The organism is Clostridium perfringens ATCC 13124 (genome assembly GCF_000013285.1).
GTDB lineage: Bacteria > Bacillota > Clostridia > Clostridiales > Clostridiaceae > Sarcina > Sarcina perfringens.
Map to the genome: position 1 here is coordinate 2,023,421 of NC_008261.1, position 17,919 is coordinate 2,041,339.

Sequence of the window (17,919 nt, forward strand, 5' to 3'; positions counted from 1 at the left end):
TCCGCTCTTTAAATATAATCAAGTCTTTTTAACCTTGGACAAACCTTAGATCCTACTAATGAAATTATAAATGTCAATAATAAATCACTTGGTAAACACGCTATAGCTCCAATGCTCACTGCTGATAATAAGCTCATTGCATCCCCTAGATAAAAATTATAAATTACATACATATATGAAACTCCAAATAAATAGATTACTAAAAGTCCTAAAATTCCAGCTAAAAATAAATTTTTAATATTTATACTTTTTAGATTTTCTGTTATTTTTCCCAATTATATAAGCTCCAAAAATAAAACCAATTAAATACCCAAAGGTAGGTTGAAATACATATGATGGTCCTCCTCCTTGAGTAAATACAGGAATTCCAAGAAGCCCCACTAATACATAGATTATTTGAGCTAAGGCTCCTCTTTTAGCACCAAGTAAAATTGCTCCTAAGGCACAAAAGAAATATTGAAGTGTAAAAGGCACTATTGGTATTGGTATCTTAATGAAAGCCCCAATAGCTGTAAGTGCTGCAAAAATAGGTATCAGTGTTAAATCTCTTGTTTTCATTTTCATAGTTAACTCTCCTTTAATCTTATAAATACTACTTTCAAAATAAATTTATCTTGATTATCAAAGTATATTCCATATAATAACCTTATAATTCATAATTGTCAACTATTTTATATTTTTAGGTTTACAATAAACTTTCATTAGTTTACCCTAAACCCTATTTAAAAATAAAAAAAGAGAGTTAAATACTCTCTTTTTCAATACTAATTATTTTGTCCTTGTTCATTTTCTTGATTTTGATTATTATCATTTGACTGAGTTTGTGGCTTATCTTGGATACTTTCTTCATTCTTTGATTCATCAGAATTATTTCCTGTTTTTATAACTATATTGCCATTTTCATCATAAGTTATTCCATCTTTAACTTTTTCACTAGCTGAGCTAAACATATTTACTAGAAAATCCTTAATATCAACTAAAACATTTTTTATACCATTTAATGCTTTTTCTAAAAGACCACTTTCTTCTAATTGTTTTCCTGTGTCTTTTAATATCTGTTGAAGCTTATCATTCATTTGATTTAAAGATTCTTTCATAGCACCATAGTTATAGTCTAAATCATTTATTTTAGACATAAATTTTATTGTTTGTTCTTGTTGCCCTTGTGTTAAAAGTATATTATAGTTATTTGTAACATTGTTTACTATCTTACCTATTTCCTCATCATTTTTAGGTTTATCTTTAATTACATCAGTTTTAATATCATTTACTACTACAGCGGCTTCATCTTTTCCTAGTGTTTGTCCATCTTTAGTTTTAGCATTACTAAGATTATTAGTTAAAGAAATTTCCTCTCTTGCAGCCTCTTTCTTTGGAAGAGATAACTCCTCTCCTGATGCATCTTCAAATCCTTTTAAAATACCAGCTAAGGCAGCTGTTCCTGTAACCTTAAATGGAGCATCAGCCTTTACATCAGCATTATTTACCCCTGAAGTAAGAAGGGCATTAGCAAGCATACTTCCTGTTACCTCTGTTAAATTGTTAGTAGTTACATTTATTCCACCTTTGTCCTTAACCACAACGTAAGAACTTGATATTGATTGACTGCTAGCAGGTATTGGTTTACTTGTATCTAAACCTAATTGTTCTCTTATATCTTGATTAGTTACATCTATTATTTTAACATCATTAGCTTTTACTCCAAAAGCATCTAACATTTGTAATCTTTCTGACTTTGTTAAATTAGCTCCTAAAGTTACTACAGCCTCAGTTTTTTCACTTTGTGCAAATACTGGAGTAGCCATTCCAAACATGAATGTACTAACTATTGCTCCACAAAGAACTTTCATAATACTCTTTTTCTTTATCATACTCTATTTGTTGTAAGTAATAGCTAATATACTTTTAACTATTTTCCTATTACTAACAACCTCACCTCCTAAAATAATTATTATGAGAAACTTAAGCTTTAAAGTTAAAACTCTGCTTAATTAATCATCTGTTTTCAAATTATATCATGGCAAATATGAGTAAAAATTAAAATTTAATTACGTTAGTGTATCTTAAGAAAAAAGTAATTTATATAAATAAAGCCCTAGCACAATATTAATTGTACTAGGACCTTAGTAATTTAGGTAAATTTAATGCTTTTTCAAATAGAATGTATAACTAACTTAAAAGTATTTAATTCTTTAAAAACTTCCATTTTGAGTTGTATTTTTCTTTAAAAAGATTTCAGTACTCTTTAATATATCCTCTGATATAATTCTATTTATTGTATTTATATCAAAATCTTCATCACAAACTCTAATGCTTTGTACTCTTACTAAGCTATCTAAAAATTGCTTAATCATAAGACCATTTTTAAGTGCTAGCTCTCCCATTCTCTTTTGTATATCTCCAATAGCATTTTCTAAAGCAGTTTCAGCTTCTTCATCTAAAGTAAAACCTTTTTTAACTAAAGTGCTTGAGGCTATGTCATATAATTCCCTTTCATTGTAGTTTCCAAAGTCAACCCACACAGGAAATCTATAATTTAATCCCTCATTAGTTAAAATAAGGTCTTTCATCTTACCTCTTATTCCACCAAGAACAATAACTATTCTATTACTATTATTATCTATGAATTTTATAAGATCTGATACTATTTCATTGTATCTTTCTTCTCCAAAGAAGGTATTCCATTTATCTATATATAATATTTTTCCAACATGTTTATTTAATATATCTTCAACTTTCATACCTGAATTAATCATTGCCATAAATTCATATTTATCTATTTGAACTATATTTTTTGCCTTGATTATCCCCATACTATATAGCATTTCTGAATATATATTTAAAACTGTCTTTTTCCCTGTTCCACTTTCTCCAGTAAAGACCATATTCATATACTTATTTAAATCAACTTGAAAACCAAGTTTCTTTCTCTTTTCTCTGATTTTCATAAGTTTATATTGTCCTCTAAGGAAATCCTTAAGCTCTTCATTTCCAATTAAATCATTTAACTTCTTCTCTAAATCAAAGTGATTATCATATTTTATTGCATTCATAGCCTTTATATCCTTTGTGTTTATAAGGTTCATTTCATAAACACTTATATCACTTTCTGCAATTCTAATACTTTGATTTCTTATAAGTTGCTCAACATAGTTTCTTACCATTCTTCCATTTCCTGATTGAGCATCTGCATTTTCATATATCTCAACGAAATTCTTTTTAAGTTCTGAATATCCATTTTTAGAAAGTTTAAATCCCTTAGCTTCTACTAATTTTATTGCCCATTTCTAAAAGTTCATTAGGATTGTAGTCTTCAAATTTAGTCCAAAGTGGGAATCTTGATCTTAAGCCTATGTTAACATCAAAGAAATTCTCCATTTCTTCTTCATACCCTGCTAAAATAACTATTACTTCTCTTGAATAGTCCTCTATTAATTTAAGAAGTGTCTCTATAGCTTCTCTACCTATGGAATCATTAGCTAAAGTATAAGCTTCATCAATAAATAAAACTCCACCTAAGGCTTCTTTAAATTTTTCTTCAGTTTTCTTTGAAGTTTCTCCTGGAATATCTGAAACAAAACTTGATCTATCTGTTTCAACTAATTGTCCAACCTTTAAAAGACCCATGCTGTTTAACATTTCAGCTACTAATCTAGCTATACTAGTCTTTCCTGTTCCAGGGTTACCTGCAAATATCATATTTAAATTTTGCTCTATTTTTGTATTTACTCCAACAGATTTTCTCTTTTCTTGAGCTACTATAAGCTTATATTGGCTTCTTAAAAATTCCTTAACCTCTTCAAGGCCTATTATTTCTTTTAACTTTTCTTCTAAATCAAATTTTGCACTTACCTTAAAGTTAAAATTATCTTTTTCTAGAAGATCAATAGCTCTCTCCTTATTTACTAAATACTTCTTAGATGCATCCATTATTGCATTTTCTACAATATTTCTAACAAATCTGGCATTTCCTAAATCGCTTTTCCCAACCATTTGGTTTTTAGTAAATAATTCAATAAGTCCAGCCTTTGCACTTTTAGCTATCCTATATCCCTTTGACTTAGCAATATTAACTGCTATTTCATACATCTCTGAAGGATTATAGTCTTCAAACTTAATTACATTTGGAAATCTTGATTTTAATCCTTGGTTGAAACTTAGGAAAGTTTCCATATCCTTCTCATACCCTGCTAAAATAACAGTTATATTGTCTCTGTTATCTTCTATTCCTTTTAATAAAGCATCTACTATTTCACGGCCTGCCTTATCATTTTCATCTGTACATAAAGAATAAGCCTCATCTATAAATAATACTCCACCTAAAGCTGATTCTATTATTTCATTAGTTCTTCTTGCTGTATTACTAATTCCTTCTCCTATAAAATCTGCTTTACTAACCTCTTTAAATATATTTTCTTTTATCATACCTAAGGCATATAAATACTCAAAGGTTATTCTTGCTGCATTAGTTTTACCAGTACCAGCATTTCCAGCAAATATCATATTTAATGAAATTTGTGTAGTCTTTAATCCAAGTTTCTCTCTTATTTTTTGAACCTTAAAGTTATTTTCAATCTTATCTATAAACTCCTTAAGCTCTTTCATACCAATTATAGATTCTAATTTATATCTAACCTCTTCTAAGGTTGGATTACTATACTTGCTTAAATCATAAACCTCATCATTTGATTTACAAAAGATTTCATCATCTTCTACATATATAAGTAATCTACTATTTGCTTCAATAGCTTCTTTTCTAATTATATTGATTATAGGTTTGCAAATCTTATATGATATGTATTGATCTAGGCTTAAACTTCCTTTTTCCCTAAAGTTATCTTCTATATAAGTACAAACCCCTGATTTTTCTTCTACATCTGGATTTTCATCTACTCCTATTATTATGTCAATATCAAAAAGCTCCTTAACCTTATTTATTTCTTTTAATAGCTTTTTCTTTATTACTTTATTTTTGTCCTTTTCGCTTAAGGCTTTTCTATATAAGGTTTTGTCTTTATTTATTAGGAATTCATTATCTATTATTTCAAGTTCTTCACCTTTATCCTTGTTATAAAGGAATATGAAGAATTTATTATTACAAATAATTTTATTTACAATATCCTCATCAATTTCTTCAGCTTCAACTAAAAATTTATTTTTTATTACATAATTATCTTTTAGCATTATACAAGAATTAGGGCTTATTCCTGAAAGAACATTTAATATATCTTCACTTGCTTTATCTGTATTTTTAAATACTAAACATTGAGAGTCATTATTTAATTTTTCATATAAATCTGTTAAAAAGGCATTGTACCCTAAATTAAACTTATATGCAGCTAAATCAATCTCATCAATTTTACTATTCTTAACAAACTTATAATAATTAAGTTCTTCGAAAAAGTATTTTAGTACACTATTTTTAAATATGTCTCTTTCCTCTACTATAAGCAATATACCTTTGCTATCTTCCTCTATTTTTTCTTTAAAGTAATCACATAACTCCTTATTGAAAGTTTTTTGTCCTATAAATTCTTCATTTAGCTTTTTTTCTATTTTAAAAAATCCATTTTCTATAATCTCTTTATTCACCATATCTTTTCGCTCCACAAAATATTTTTTTGAAGCATCCTCCTTTTTCTTTAATGTTTATTCTCTTTAAATACAACCTTTCTCTTTTGATTTTTATATATTTTCAATCTCTATAAAGGTTTCATTATATGTTATTTGTCCACCCATATCAGAGATTCCTGATTCAGTTAAAAAGTTTGGATTCCCATGTTTTTTCCACCAACCAACATACATTAAAGCCACATAATCTTGAACCCCATTATCCAAGGAACAAATTGCTGTAATCTCTCCAGTCCTTGATTTTAATTTAACCTTTTCTCCGCAAATTAAGGAAAACTTTCTTATCATATTCTCATTTAAATATACTTTTGCCTTTTCATCTACATCTATATAATGCTGACTTGATAATGAATCTTTAGAATGATTAGTAAGCAATCTAAAACAGTTTTCTTTTATTCTAGGACTTAAGTATGTTGGTGTTAAGCTTCCGCACTCTTTTAAAGCTCTTTTAGATGCAAGTTCAAATTTGCCAGAAGGTGTTTTAAACTTTTTATTTTCCCAAGCTACATCATCATAAACTGTAAAAGGATTATTTTTTAAATAATCTAAGGTTATATCTTTATTATATCTCATTAAAGGTTCAATAACCTTACTTAAATAATCTTTTTTAGATAGGCTTGGATATCCTTTTAAATTCATTCTTTTAGCTAACTCTCTAAAAAAGTAGTATTCATCCATAAGTTTTTCTCTAGGTTCTATTATCTTTTCATTATATATTAAATATGGATTAGTCATTGAACTAAAAACCATATCCTCGCTTTCTAAGGTATTGGTACAAGGAATGAATAAATCACACTTTGAAGCAGTATCTGTCATAAACATATCAAAACAAACTTTAAACTCAACTTTATCTATACTATTATTTAATCTATTTAAGTTTGGAAGTTGATTCATGAGATTGCTATTAGCTATTACCATGATTTTTATAGGTGCATTAGAATCTTCTACACTTAAAGAATATTTTTTAGGTTCTTCTATAAACTCATTTATATTAGAGACATAAAATTCTCTATTTTCTCCAACTTCTCCACTTTTAAAGGGATCTGAATCTAAAATCCTACTTAATACCTTATTTGCGTAATTTACTCCACCGCCTTTAACTCCAATTTGACCAGTTAAAGCACCTAAGGCATCAATAGCTCTTATGGTATTTCCACCATTCTTATATTTTTGCATTCCATATCCCAAATATATGCTAGAATTTTTTTCACAATAGTATTTAGTTAGCTTTTCTATATCCTCTATTTCTATTCCACATTCATCACTTAAATAATCCAAATCAAAATTCTCTAAATGATCTTTATATTCTTGGAATCCTAAAACATATTTATTTATAAAATCCTTATCTTGAAGACCTTTAGAAATTATTATTTTTGCCATAGCCATAGCTAAAGCTCCATCTGTCCCTGGTTTAATTTTCACATGAATATCTCCAAGCTTTGCACTTTGAGTATTTATTGGATCTATAACTATTATTCTGCTCCCGTTTTTCTTTGCCTTATTTAAAATCGCCATAGTATGTATGGTTGTATTTGCAGGATTTTTACCCCATAAAAATATGTTTTTACTATTTATCATATCCTCTAAGGAATTTGATACAGAATCTCCAAAATCATATTTTTGAGCTCTCATTCCAGCACTCCAACAAGGACCTCCTGTAGCTTTACTTACACCACCATAAAAATTAAAGAATATATCCTCTATTCCCTTTAGTACTCCTCCACTTCCATATTGGCTATAATATAATATTGACTTAGAAGAATATTTCTCTTTTGTATATTCAAGTTTCTCTTTCATTATTTCTAAGGCATCTTCAAAGGAAATCTCTTCCCATACTCCATTATTCTTTAAAAGAGGAGTATATATTCTATCTTTATGATTCAATCTGTTTAAGTGAGCTACTCCTTTTTTACATATGAGTCCCTTTGTAAATGGATGCTCTTTGTCACCTTCTATTTTTAGAATTTCACTTCCTTCTTTATAAACATTAAATTTACAACAATCAAAGCAATCTAATGTACACCCATGACTTAATACTTCCATAATAACTCCCCCTTCTCTTTAAATGACATACATAATAAAATTCCTCTATTTCTAATTTAGTCTAATTTTATATGAATGTTCCTTCTTTAACAACTATAAAATCAAAAATTACTATTACAAAGTAGAAATAATTAGAATCATAATATAACCTTTTTATCCTCTATTAATTTAAATTTAACTATAAAAAAATAAATTTTTTAGTAATTAAATTTAGAATAATATTCATATTTTCTAAAAAATCTAAATTATCTGACAACAAAATTTCAAGTTTTTTATTAAATTTAGTGAAAAATTATGATAAATTTCTATTTTTAAAAGTAAATTATTCGTATATAATATAAATGACGATATCTTTAGTATTTACGATTGTAAAATATTTTAAATAAGCATTAAAAAAGGAGATAGACGAATGAACGAACAAAATCATGGATTAGGTATTATAGCTTTAGAAAGTTGTACAGAACTTGGTAACGCTATAGACAAGCTTATACAAGAGAAAAGAAATTGTGAGGAATCTTTTTTAATAAAAACTGATGAGATAAGATTCTCTAATGGTGAAGGAAAAGTGAAAATACCTCAATCTGTAAGAGGAAGAGATATATATATTCTTTGTGATATAGGTAACTATAGTTGTACATATAAAATGTTTGGTTTTGAAAATCATAAGGGACCAGATGAACATTTCCAAGACATAAAAAGAACAGTTTCTGCTATAAGAGGAAAAGCTAGAAGAATAACTGTAATAATGCCTCTTTTATATGAATCAAGACAACATAGACGTAAAGGAAGAGAATCTCTAGATTGTGCTTTAGCACTTCAAGAACTAGAAAGATTAGGCGTTGATGAAGTTTTAACTTTTGACGTTCACGACCCTAACGTTCAAAATGCTATCCCACTAATGTCCTTTGAAAACTTCTACCCAACTTATGATATAGTTAAATCTTTAATTCACAATGAAAAAGATTTAGAGCTTGATAAGGAAAAATTACTTGTAATAAGTCCTGATACTGGTGCCATGGATAGAGCAATCTACTATTCAAGCGTACTAGGTGTTGATGTTGGTTTATTCTACAAAAGAAGAGACCATTCACGTATAGTTAATGGTAAAAACCCAATAGTTAAACATGAATACATGGGAAGAGACGTTGATGGAAAAGATGTCTTAATCGTTGATGATATGATAGCTTCTGGAGAATCTGTACTTGATATTGCTAAAGAACTTAAAGGAAGAAATGCTAGAAATGTATATGTTGCTACTACTTTCTCATTCTTTACTGAAGGTTTAGAAAAATTCAACAAATTCTTCAATGATGGAATAATTAAGAGCGTTTACTCAACAAATTTAACTTATATACCTGAGGAATTAAAGGCTGCTCCTTGGTTTAAAGCTGTTGATTTATCTGATTTTATCGCAAGAATAATAAACAGATTAAACTATGATAAGTCTGTAGCATCATATATGGACGCTACTCACATAATTCAAAGATTATTAGACGAAAAATAATATGCTTAATTTAAAAGTGCTCTGCATTTTTTTGCAGAGCACTTTTTTAGTCTATTCAAATAAAAATTCTAAAACACCTTTTGCTTCCTTATGATTAAATGCATTATTATAAATATCATCTAGCTTATTTTTTACTTCTTCTCCTTTTAATAAAAAAGCTGTTCCCTTTGCCACTTGATTTTTGTAATTTAAAGCTATCTTTTTAATCTCTTCTTTGTGAATTTTATCAACATCTCCATCAATATATGTTGTATAAACATCTATTATTTCATCATCTTCCCTACTTGGGAAATATTCATGTGGAGCTGTGCTATCAAAAATTGCAAAGTTTAGCTCTCTACTTATAACCATATCCTTACTATCTGGATCAAAGCCACAATTATAAACTTCCACATCATACCCTAATTCCATTACTGACTTAGCTATTTTCTTTAGCATAGTTGACTTTCCTGTTCCAGCTCTTCCTTTTAAAAAGTATCTTTTTACCCCTTCAGTTATGCTAGGAACAGAATCCTTAGGGCCACTTGGTGTTGCTCCGCCTAAATATCTCTCAACACACTTACCCTTTGAATCTTTCTTAACTGCACCGTCAGTTAGTAAAGAAATAACATGCTCAGTAAATTTATTTGCCTTTTCAATATTTAAGTAAGGGAAATAAATATCTTCCCAATAATCATGTATCTTTAAAGCCTTTTCGTATTCTTTATGGGCATTTTCCATACACTCTTTAAATTGTTCCTTTAAAAATTTTATAGTCTCTTCATTTTTTTCTATTTCATCTTTGTCTAAAAATACATCTAAATCTATGACTTCAATATTATCAATATCTAAATTCATAAATCCATGAAGAGGTGTTCCATTTATTACTGCAATTTCTTTTTCTCTTAGTATTACCCCTTCCATTTCATTATTGTCTATAGTACTCACGATTCCTTCTAAACTTAAAGTATCACTATATTCATCTATAAGTTCCTTTATAATGGCAGTTTTAAATATATTGCTACCTCCATTTAGTGAATAAATTTTCTTGACTCCTTGAAATATAGAATTATAAAGTGGTCTAAATCCTTTTGCTGTGTTTCCTGCTCCATAATAATAAACTACATTTTTCATTTTCTTCTCCTTAATATCAATATATAGCTCTTAACTTATTATATTTTTAAATTTGTAAATAAGTTACAGCAAAGAAGAGAGCTGATCTTATTTTTATAAAATCAACTCTCTTCTTTATATTAAACAATCTTTTCTTAAATCCTTCTTATATATTTAATTAAGTATTAATATTTAAAAATTTAATGTATGTTTATTACTAATAATTTATCTTTACTTTGTTTTATTGTCAGTATTTTGTGAACTATTAGTTGCATCTGAAGAATTATTTTCACCTACAGGTGTATTTTTTATTACTTTAAATGCATACCCATGTTCTTTATAGAATTTAATTATTGCAGGTAATGCTTGTACAGTTTCTTTCTTAGCTGCTGCATCATGCATTAATAAAATTACATGATTTAAAGTATTAATATTTTTAGCTGAGTTTTCAACATATTGCTCTACTGTATAATGTCTTCCAGTTGCATCACCAGTTTCTGCATCCCAATCTATACTAACTATATTATCCTTTGCAAAAGCCTCATCTAAAGCTTTTAAGTTAGGATCTCTATAATATCTTCTAGACATATATCCACCTGGCATTCTAATTACTCTAGCATTAAAGTTTTTTCCTAATACGCTTTTCATTATTTCATTAGTTTCATTTAATTCGCTCATAAATTTATTTACATCAACTGAATTTCCTGGATACAATGTTTTATAATTATGTGAAAAACTATGACCAGCTACTGCATTTCCTTGATCAATTTCTTGTTTTAATAACTCTTGATTTTCTTTATTATCCTTTAAGGCAGATCCTATATCAAAAAATGTAGCATGTACATCTTCTTCCTTTAAAATCTTTAATATTTCCCTTGTATTTTCACTTGGACCATCATCAAAAGTTAAAAATATTTCTTTATCATTATTTGAAGCTTTTCCTTCAAGCATTTTTTCAACTTCATCTGCACTAACTGCATAGGAATCTGCAGCATAAATTATATTACCATTTGGCATTATGTCTGTTGGTTTTGGTTTTTCCTCTTCTTTTTTAGTTTCCTCTTCCTTAGCTGATGCTAAAGCCTCCTTATTAGCTTTATTGCTAACTAGTGATTTAATTCCAAAACCTACTCCTGCAATTACTACAATACCAGCTACAGCAACTGCTATTCTTCTTTTTAAATACTTATTATGTTTTCCATTTCTTACTTTGTTACTCACAAAATTCATCTCCATGTCTATATAAATTAAATTATTAACCTCTCATTAATTATAATAAAACTTTACAAAAATATTTTTGTTACAAATTGTTTAAATTTAATTCATATTAAATTAAATAAGAAAAATAGAGCTATATGAAAATTTCATAATCAGCTCTATTTTAAACAAGTATCTGTATTAAAAGTTATTTTATTGCAACCTATAAACTTTATAATTCTATTTAATCACTTAATTTTTTAAGAACACATGCTGACTTTCTTATTATATCATAAAAATCTCTAGCTTCATCCCTTATTTCTTTTCCTGAAAATTTATTATTAACCATAACTCCCCAAAGACCCTTAGGAAGGTTTATTTTAACTTCATTATTATTACTATTAAAAACTACTATGAATTCATTATTATGATCTTTTAATCTATAAGCAACTATACCCTTTTTCTTTATTCCTAACTCACTCTCTATAAATGAAATTTTTTCTCTTATTTCTTTGTTACTTTCTAACCTAAATAAAGGATATTCCTTTCTTAATTCAATTAATCCCTTATAGTATTTAAATAAATCCATATACTTTACTTTTCTAGTCCAATCAATCTTGTTTACAAAGTCATTAGAATTATAACTATTTTCAATAAATTCTCCTTTTTCATTAGTCTTAGTTCTTAAAAACTCCTCTCCTGAATGAATAAAGGGTATTCCTTGAGATGTTAAGAAAATAGCAGCACTTAACTTATTCATTTCTATTATCTCTTCTTCAGAAGCATTTTCACATACAATTTTAAGCTTATCGTGTAATGTATTATTATCATGGGCTGAGCAATAATTTACTGTCTGATAAGGTTCATTTGCCCAAGGAGAATCTGAATAATTTACTTTATTATAATCTACTCCTTCATGATAAGTAGAAGCTACTATTCCAAACTTTATACTCTCTTCAAAGTCTTCTCCTCCATTTACGAAGCCTCCTTCTTTAAGATGTGCTACATATCCTTTTATCCCATCTCTCATATCATCACTAAAAGCTGCTATTTGTAATTTATCAAATTTACCTATATTACATTTAAAACAAGCTTCTTCTTTAGGCAGTGGAGAGTCTCCTCCATTCCATCCTTCTCCATATATTAATATTGAAGGATCTATTTTATTTAATTCTTCTCTTATTTCCTTTAAGGTTTCAATATCATGTAATGCCATTAAATCAAATCTAAATCCATCTATGTGATATTCTTTTGCCCAATACTTTAATGAATCAACCATATATTTTCTTACCATAAGTCTTTCTGATGCTAATTCATTACCACATCCAGAACCATTAGAAAAATTCCCAAAGTCATCTTGTCTATGATAATATCCTGGGTAAGATAAATTTAAATTAGAGTTTTCTCCTGAATAAGTGTGATTATACACAACATCCATTATAACTCTTATTCCTGCTCTATGAAGTTTAAGTACCATTTCCTTAAACTCTTTAATTCTAACTTCACCTTTATATGGATTTTTAGAATATGATCCTTCTGGTACATTATAATTTACAGGGTCATATCCCCAATTATACTGCTCTTCATCTAATCTCTCCTCATCAACTGTTCCAAAATCAAAAGAAGGTAAAAGATGTACATGGGTTATTCCTAATTCCTTTAAATGATCTAAGGTTGTTTTTACTTCTGTACCAGGAACTTTTGTATTTTCTTCAACTATTCCTAAAAACTTTCCTCTATTTTCTAAAGAAACCCCTGAACTCTTATCAATCGAAAAATCTCTTATATGCATTTCATATAAAATTGAATCTAAGGGATTTTCAAGTGATGGTTTCTTTTCATTTTCCCATCCCTTAGGATTAGTTTTCTTCAAGTCAATAACCATAGCTCTATACCCATTAACTCCTAAGGCTTTGCAGTAAGGATCAACAAAATCATGCTCAAAATCTTCTCCTACAATATGGCACTTATAATAAACTCCATTTAAATCTCCCTTTTTTACTAATTCCCAAAGTCCATTACTTTTTTTATGAAGCAAATCTCTTTCTATTAAACTCTCTTTATTCCCATCTCTATAAAGTAATAATTCTAAACTCTTAGCTTCTGGTGACCATACCCTAAAAATAGTCTCCTCTTTATTATAAATAGCTCCAAGTTCTCCATCATAATAATACTTATCATTAAACTCTTTAGAATTAAACTTTCTTCTCATAAAATCCTCTCCCCCATTTCGGTAACGTTTCCAACTAACTGTATATAAATCACAACTAACTTAATTATATTAAAGTAGTAATTAAATTTCAACTTAAAGTTAATTATTAGTTCTTATTTGAATCCATAAAAAATAATCTAATAATATATTCTTAATATACATGAGGTAATAATTCATGAAATGCTTTAATTATATTTTAGATCTACCTGATAGCTTTTTTAAGATTATAATAACCATATTAATATCCTTAATTCTAATTTTAGGTTTCTTCTTAAACAATATATTCATAGCTGTTGTTGATGGCTCTTCAATGGAAGATACTATTCATCACGGTGATGTATTAATTATAAATAAAAAATCCTATTCCACTTCTTCTCCTAAAAGGTATGATATAGTAAATATTTATGCCCCTTGTAAATATGATAATTTTCTAGTTAAAAGAATCATAGGTCTTCCTGGTGATACAATTGAAATAAATAATTCTGAAGTATATGTAAATGGTGATAAAATTTATGAATCATATATAAAAGAAGAAATGAATCTTCCTTATTATTTAAAATTAAAAATACCTAAAGATAAATTCTTTGTTATGGGTGATAATAGGAATATAAGTTTAGATTCTAGATATTTTGGACTAGTAAAAAGTACTGATATTCAAGGTAAGGCAATATTTAAATATTGCTATAAGAATCATAAATTTAAACTCTTTTAATTTAAATTAAACAAACTAGAGAGAATAAAATATCACTCTAGTTTGTCATAAATTTTTAATTTAATTCTTTTTTAATTCCCTCTTTAACCTCTTTAACTTTCCATGATTCTTTATCTACTAAATACTGACATATAAATGCAGGCTCTGGCTTTCCTTCTGGATAATAGTATTTATTTACTATAAAACCGTAACTTCCATCACCTAAATCATATACTTCATCAGATTTTAACTCCAAATATTGATCTTTTTTTACTACACCAAGATTTTTTACAGTTTCTAAAGCTTTATTTGCTAATTCTTTATTATTTTTTTCAGAGAAATCAGTTTTTTCTTCTTTATTATTATCTTCTTTAACTATTTCCTTTTTATCAAGCTTTTCATCTAAATTCTTTAATTTAGAATTTCCACTTGCAATTAGTTCCTTAACATTTTCTCCTAAATAAGAAATATTTTTAAGAGATTTATTTAACAAATCCCTTGCTTCTGATATCTTACCTTCACTCTCTAAATCATTAACCTTTTCCATACTTGAGTAAAAGTCATCTAGTACACTCTTATCTTTACTTATTTCTTCTTTTAAACTAGTAATATCTTCTTTCATTAATTCTTTATTTTTATTTTCTTCTACTTTCTTTAAACTATCTAAAGCCACATCTAACTTAAACTCATTATATGCTTTATTAGATATTACATAATTATATGTTAAATCATATAAGCTTTCAGCTTCTTCTTTATCCTTTGAATCCTCTTCACTGGCCGCTTTAAAAATTGCTGTAGCTTCTTCATAATTTCCTTGTTTTATGGCAGCTTTACCTTGTTCTACTAAACTTTTATTTCCACACCCAACCAAAAAACTTAAACTAAATGCTAAACCTACAGCTACAACTATTTTTTTTATCATATTTTCACTTCTCTCCCCTATTTACCATTAATAAAATATACTCTTTACAAATAAAGGGCATGTATCAAAATAAGTTTTATTTGTTATATTTGATACAGCCCCTTTTAATTATTTTCTATATTTTACATATGCTCTTAAAACATCACTAAACTTCTCATTTTTTAATGTATCAATTACAACCCCAATAACTTCATAACTTGAAGTTTTTCCATTATCTTTTCTTATTGATTTTAGTGTTTCCTCAACATCTTTTGCAATTATATTTATATATGATTTATTAAGTGTAAAATTTAAATCACTTGCTGCATTAGATAAGCTTGTTGATAATTTTTCAATTTTAAATTCTTCAATTCTTCCATCTTTTTTTATTATGTTCATAAATATCCTCCTGTTAAATTAGTATAATTTAGTAATTCTTAAATTAAGTATAACATTTACATTTTATTCTTAAAAGATAAATTTATGCTAAGAGCTAATAAATAAAAGGCTATTCTTAAAATTTTAAAATTATATGTTATGAATTTAATTAAAATCATATAATTTTTGAATAGCCTTTTATGTAAACTAAACTACTATTTTATTTCTAATGAATTGCTACTACTTAGTATTTTATCATACTTTCCTATTTGACCAACTGAAATATTTTTAATATTTGAAGGAATTTCAGTAGTTGTTAATGTATTTTCATCTATAAAATTAGTTTCTTTAATCTTTCCATTTATAATAATTTTGCTCTTATAATTAAAATTATCACCAGTTACAGTTAATATATCATCTTTTATATCATAATTATTTAGAGTTATTTCCTTTAATCCCATCTTCATATTGGTTTTTTCATATTTATTTTTATTTTCATTTAGGATATATTTATTTCCAAATAGCATGTCATATTGAAGAAGTTCAAAATCTTCTTTGTAATTCTCATCATCCTTACATGCATTATGGAAAGTAGGCATAACTCCTGCCACCATATTAAGCTTTTCTAATATATATGTTGTAAACTCCTCTGCTTCCATATTTACATTTTCCTTTGGTAAGCCAATATTATCCCATATAAAGAAATCAGCTAAATATTTATTTCCATCTTTTAATACACTCTCATCATCATTTATTATCTTTAATGAAGGTAGATGATCTCCAAACATAGCGATTACTGTAGGCTCTCCTGAAGATTCTACATAATCTAAAAGTTCTTTTATGTATTCATCAACCCCTCTTAATTTATCTATGTAACATTGAAGTTCATTTTTTTCTTCTTGATCTAAATCTCCATCCACTGTATAATTTTCAAAATCTGAAGAAGAATATCCTCCATGACTTTCTACAGTTACATTATAAATAAACTGAGGCTTTTCATTATTAGATATTATATCTTCTATAGGTTCTATGTTTAAAACATCCTCTGGATATTGCCAATCAGCATTAGTAGGTTTGTCCATATACTCCATAGATATATATTTATCAAATCCTAAGTTAGGATACACTGTGTCTCTATTATAAAAATTTCCTTCGTAATTATGTATAACATTTGTTCCATACCCATAATCATGTAATATATAAGCTAAACTTTCAACTGGCTGTTTTTTAAGTATATTATTATTAGGTATTTCACCTACTGGTAAGTAATCAGTACTTAATCCAGTTAGCACTTCAAATTCACTTCTAACAGTTCCCCCTCCATAAGTAGGTACCTTTAAAAAGCCATTTGTTGATTCACTAGCTATTTTTCTAAAGGTTGGTATAGGGTCCTCTGTAAAAGTTAATCCATTTATTCTATCTAAATCCATAAATGATTCTAATTGAACAATTATTATATTAGGAAATTCTGATGGCATAGCAGATGCCATTTTAGTATCATTACTAGCTAGTTGTGCTTCTTCAATTATATCATTCTTTATTTTCTCAATAGATGCCTTATTGTAATCACTTGGCTCTTTAACCTTAAATCCTGCTGCAGTATCTAAAAATGAGTACATAAACCCATTTCTCTCATAGGAAACTGGCAAATCCCATCTATATACTTCTATACTCCCTTTTGCATTTCCATAAAAAGCTCCTACAGCCAAAATAGATAATGGTAAGATTATAAAGCCATATAGATTAATCACTTTATTTCTACTTTTATATCTTTCACTAAACCATAACAATACTAATATTGCAATTATAATTACTAAGGCTATAACAGCATATTTTAAAATATTTAAGTTTAAATAATTTCCTGCTATAGCTAATCCTTCTTTAAAAGAAAACATATCTGCCCATATAAGTGGTGTTCCTCTAAAGCCTAGTATTACTCCACTTGCCATATAAAAGCCCATAAGAATTGTACTTATTATTCCATAAACCATTCTAGTCTTCTTAAAGAAAAAAGCTATTGAAGTAATCATCAAAAATATTAGATAGTTTAATAGAAATACTGTTGTTTGATTATCTAAAAAATCCTTTCCATTTTCAATAGATCCTCTATGAAATGACTCCCCTAAAAATACTAATAGAAAAGATAGAGTAATCCAAATAAATACGTTAATCCCCAAATTCTTCAAAGTTTTTTTATTTCCTAAAACCTCTTTAAAGTACTTTTTGTTCATTTTATGCCTCCCTTAGAACGAATGTAACAAAACAAGACT

The 17,919-nt window shown here is 27.5% G+C and carries 10 protein-coding genes and 2 pseudogenes; 2 read left to right on the forward strand and 10 right to left on the reverse strand.

Annotation, left to right across the window (positions count from 1 at the left end; all coding sequences use genetic code 11):
- Positions 1–8: 8 nt before the first annotated feature.
- The 4 genes and pseudogenes from CPF_RS08720 to CPF_RS08735 form a co-directional block, all read right to left on the reverse strand.
- A pseudogene (locus CPF_RS08720) lies at positions 9–564 on the reverse strand (biotin transporter BioY).
- A gap of 200 nt (positions 565–764) precedes the next feature.
- Complete coding sequence (locus CPF_RS08725) at positions 765–1,850, reverse strand: DUF1002 domain-containing protein (protein WP_041702709.1); 1,086 nt, start codon at positions 1,848–1,850, stop codon at positions 765–767.
- Positions 1,851–2,192: 342 nt separating this feature from the next.
- A pseudogene (locus tag CPF_RS08730) lies at positions 2,193–5,595 on the reverse strand (AAA family ATPase).
- A 90-nt stretch (positions 5,596–5,685) separates the two neighbouring features.
- Complete coding sequence (locus CPF_RS08735) at positions 5,686–7,674, reverse strand: molybdopterin-dependent oxidoreductase (RefSeq protein WP_003456053.1); 1,989 nt, start codon at positions 7,672–7,674, stop codon at positions 5,686–5,688.
- 409 nt (positions 7,675–8,083) lie between these two features.
- Between CPF_RS08735 and CPF_RS08740 the strand changes: the two genes are divergently transcribed.
- Positions 8,084–9,178 carry a ribose-phosphate pyrophosphokinase gene (locus CPF_RS08740; RefSeq protein ID WP_003455967.1) on the forward strand — a complete coding sequence of 365 codons (1,095 nt, stop codon included), beginning with the start codon at positions 8,084–8,086 and terminating at the stop codon, positions 9,176–9,178.
- 51 nt (positions 9,179–9,229) lie between these two features.
- On the opposite strand, the gene CPF_RS08745 is transcribed toward CPF_RS08740, so the two are convergent.
- The 3 genes from CPF_RS08745 to pulA form a co-directional block, all read right to left on the reverse strand.
- On the reverse strand, positions 9,230–10,291 hold the full coding sequence (locus CPF_RS08745; protein ID WP_003478149.1) for a PRK06851 family protein: 1,062 nt from the start codon (positions 10,289–10,291) through the stop codon (positions 9,230–9,232).
- A gap of 210 nt (positions 10,292–10,501) precedes the next feature.
- Positions 10,502–11,491 (reverse strand): polysaccharide deacetylase family protein, encoded by a 990-nt coding sequence (locus tag CPF_RS08750; RefSeq protein ID WP_003478150.1) that lies wholly within the window; start codon positions 11,489–11,491, stop codon positions 10,502–10,504.
- A 220-nt stretch (positions 11,492–11,711) separates the two neighbouring features.
- Positions 11,712–13,679, reverse strand: coding sequence for a type I pullulanase (pulA, locus tag CPF_RS08755; RefSeq protein ID WP_011590891.1), 1,968 nt, complete (start codon positions 13,677–13,679; stop codon positions 11,712–11,714).
- A gap of 175 nt (positions 13,680–13,854) precedes the next feature.
- On the opposite strand from pulA, the gene lepB reads away from it, so the two are divergent.
- Positions 13,855–14,391 (forward strand): signal peptidase I, encoded by a 537-nt coding sequence (gene lepB / locus CPF_RS08760; protein ID WP_003456000.1) that lies wholly within the window; start codon positions 13,855–13,857, stop codon positions 14,389–14,391.
- 55 nt (positions 14,392–14,446) lie between these two features.
- Here lepB and CPF_RS08765 read toward each other — a convergent pair whose 3' ends face one another.
- From CPF_RS08765 to CPF_RS08775, 3 genes are all read right to left on the reverse strand, one after another.
- On the reverse strand, positions 14,447–15,292 hold the full coding sequence (locus CPF_RS08765; RefSeq protein WP_003455868.1) for a hypothetical protein: 846 nt from the start codon (positions 15,290–15,292) through the stop codon (positions 14,447–14,449).
- A 108-nt stretch (positions 15,293–15,400) separates the two neighbouring features.
- Positions 15,401–15,670, reverse strand: coding sequence for an ATP cone domain-containing protein (locus tag CPF_RS08770; RefSeq protein ID WP_011590892.1), 270 nt, complete (start codon positions 15,668–15,670; stop codon positions 15,401–15,403).
- 194 nt (positions 15,671–15,864) lie between these two features.
- A complete protein-coding gene (locus CPF_RS08775) occupies positions 15,865–17,880 on the reverse strand; it encodes an LTA synthase family protein (protein ID WP_003472564.1) in 2,016 nt (671 codons plus the stop codon).
- Positions 17,881–17,919 lie beyond the last annotated feature (39 nt).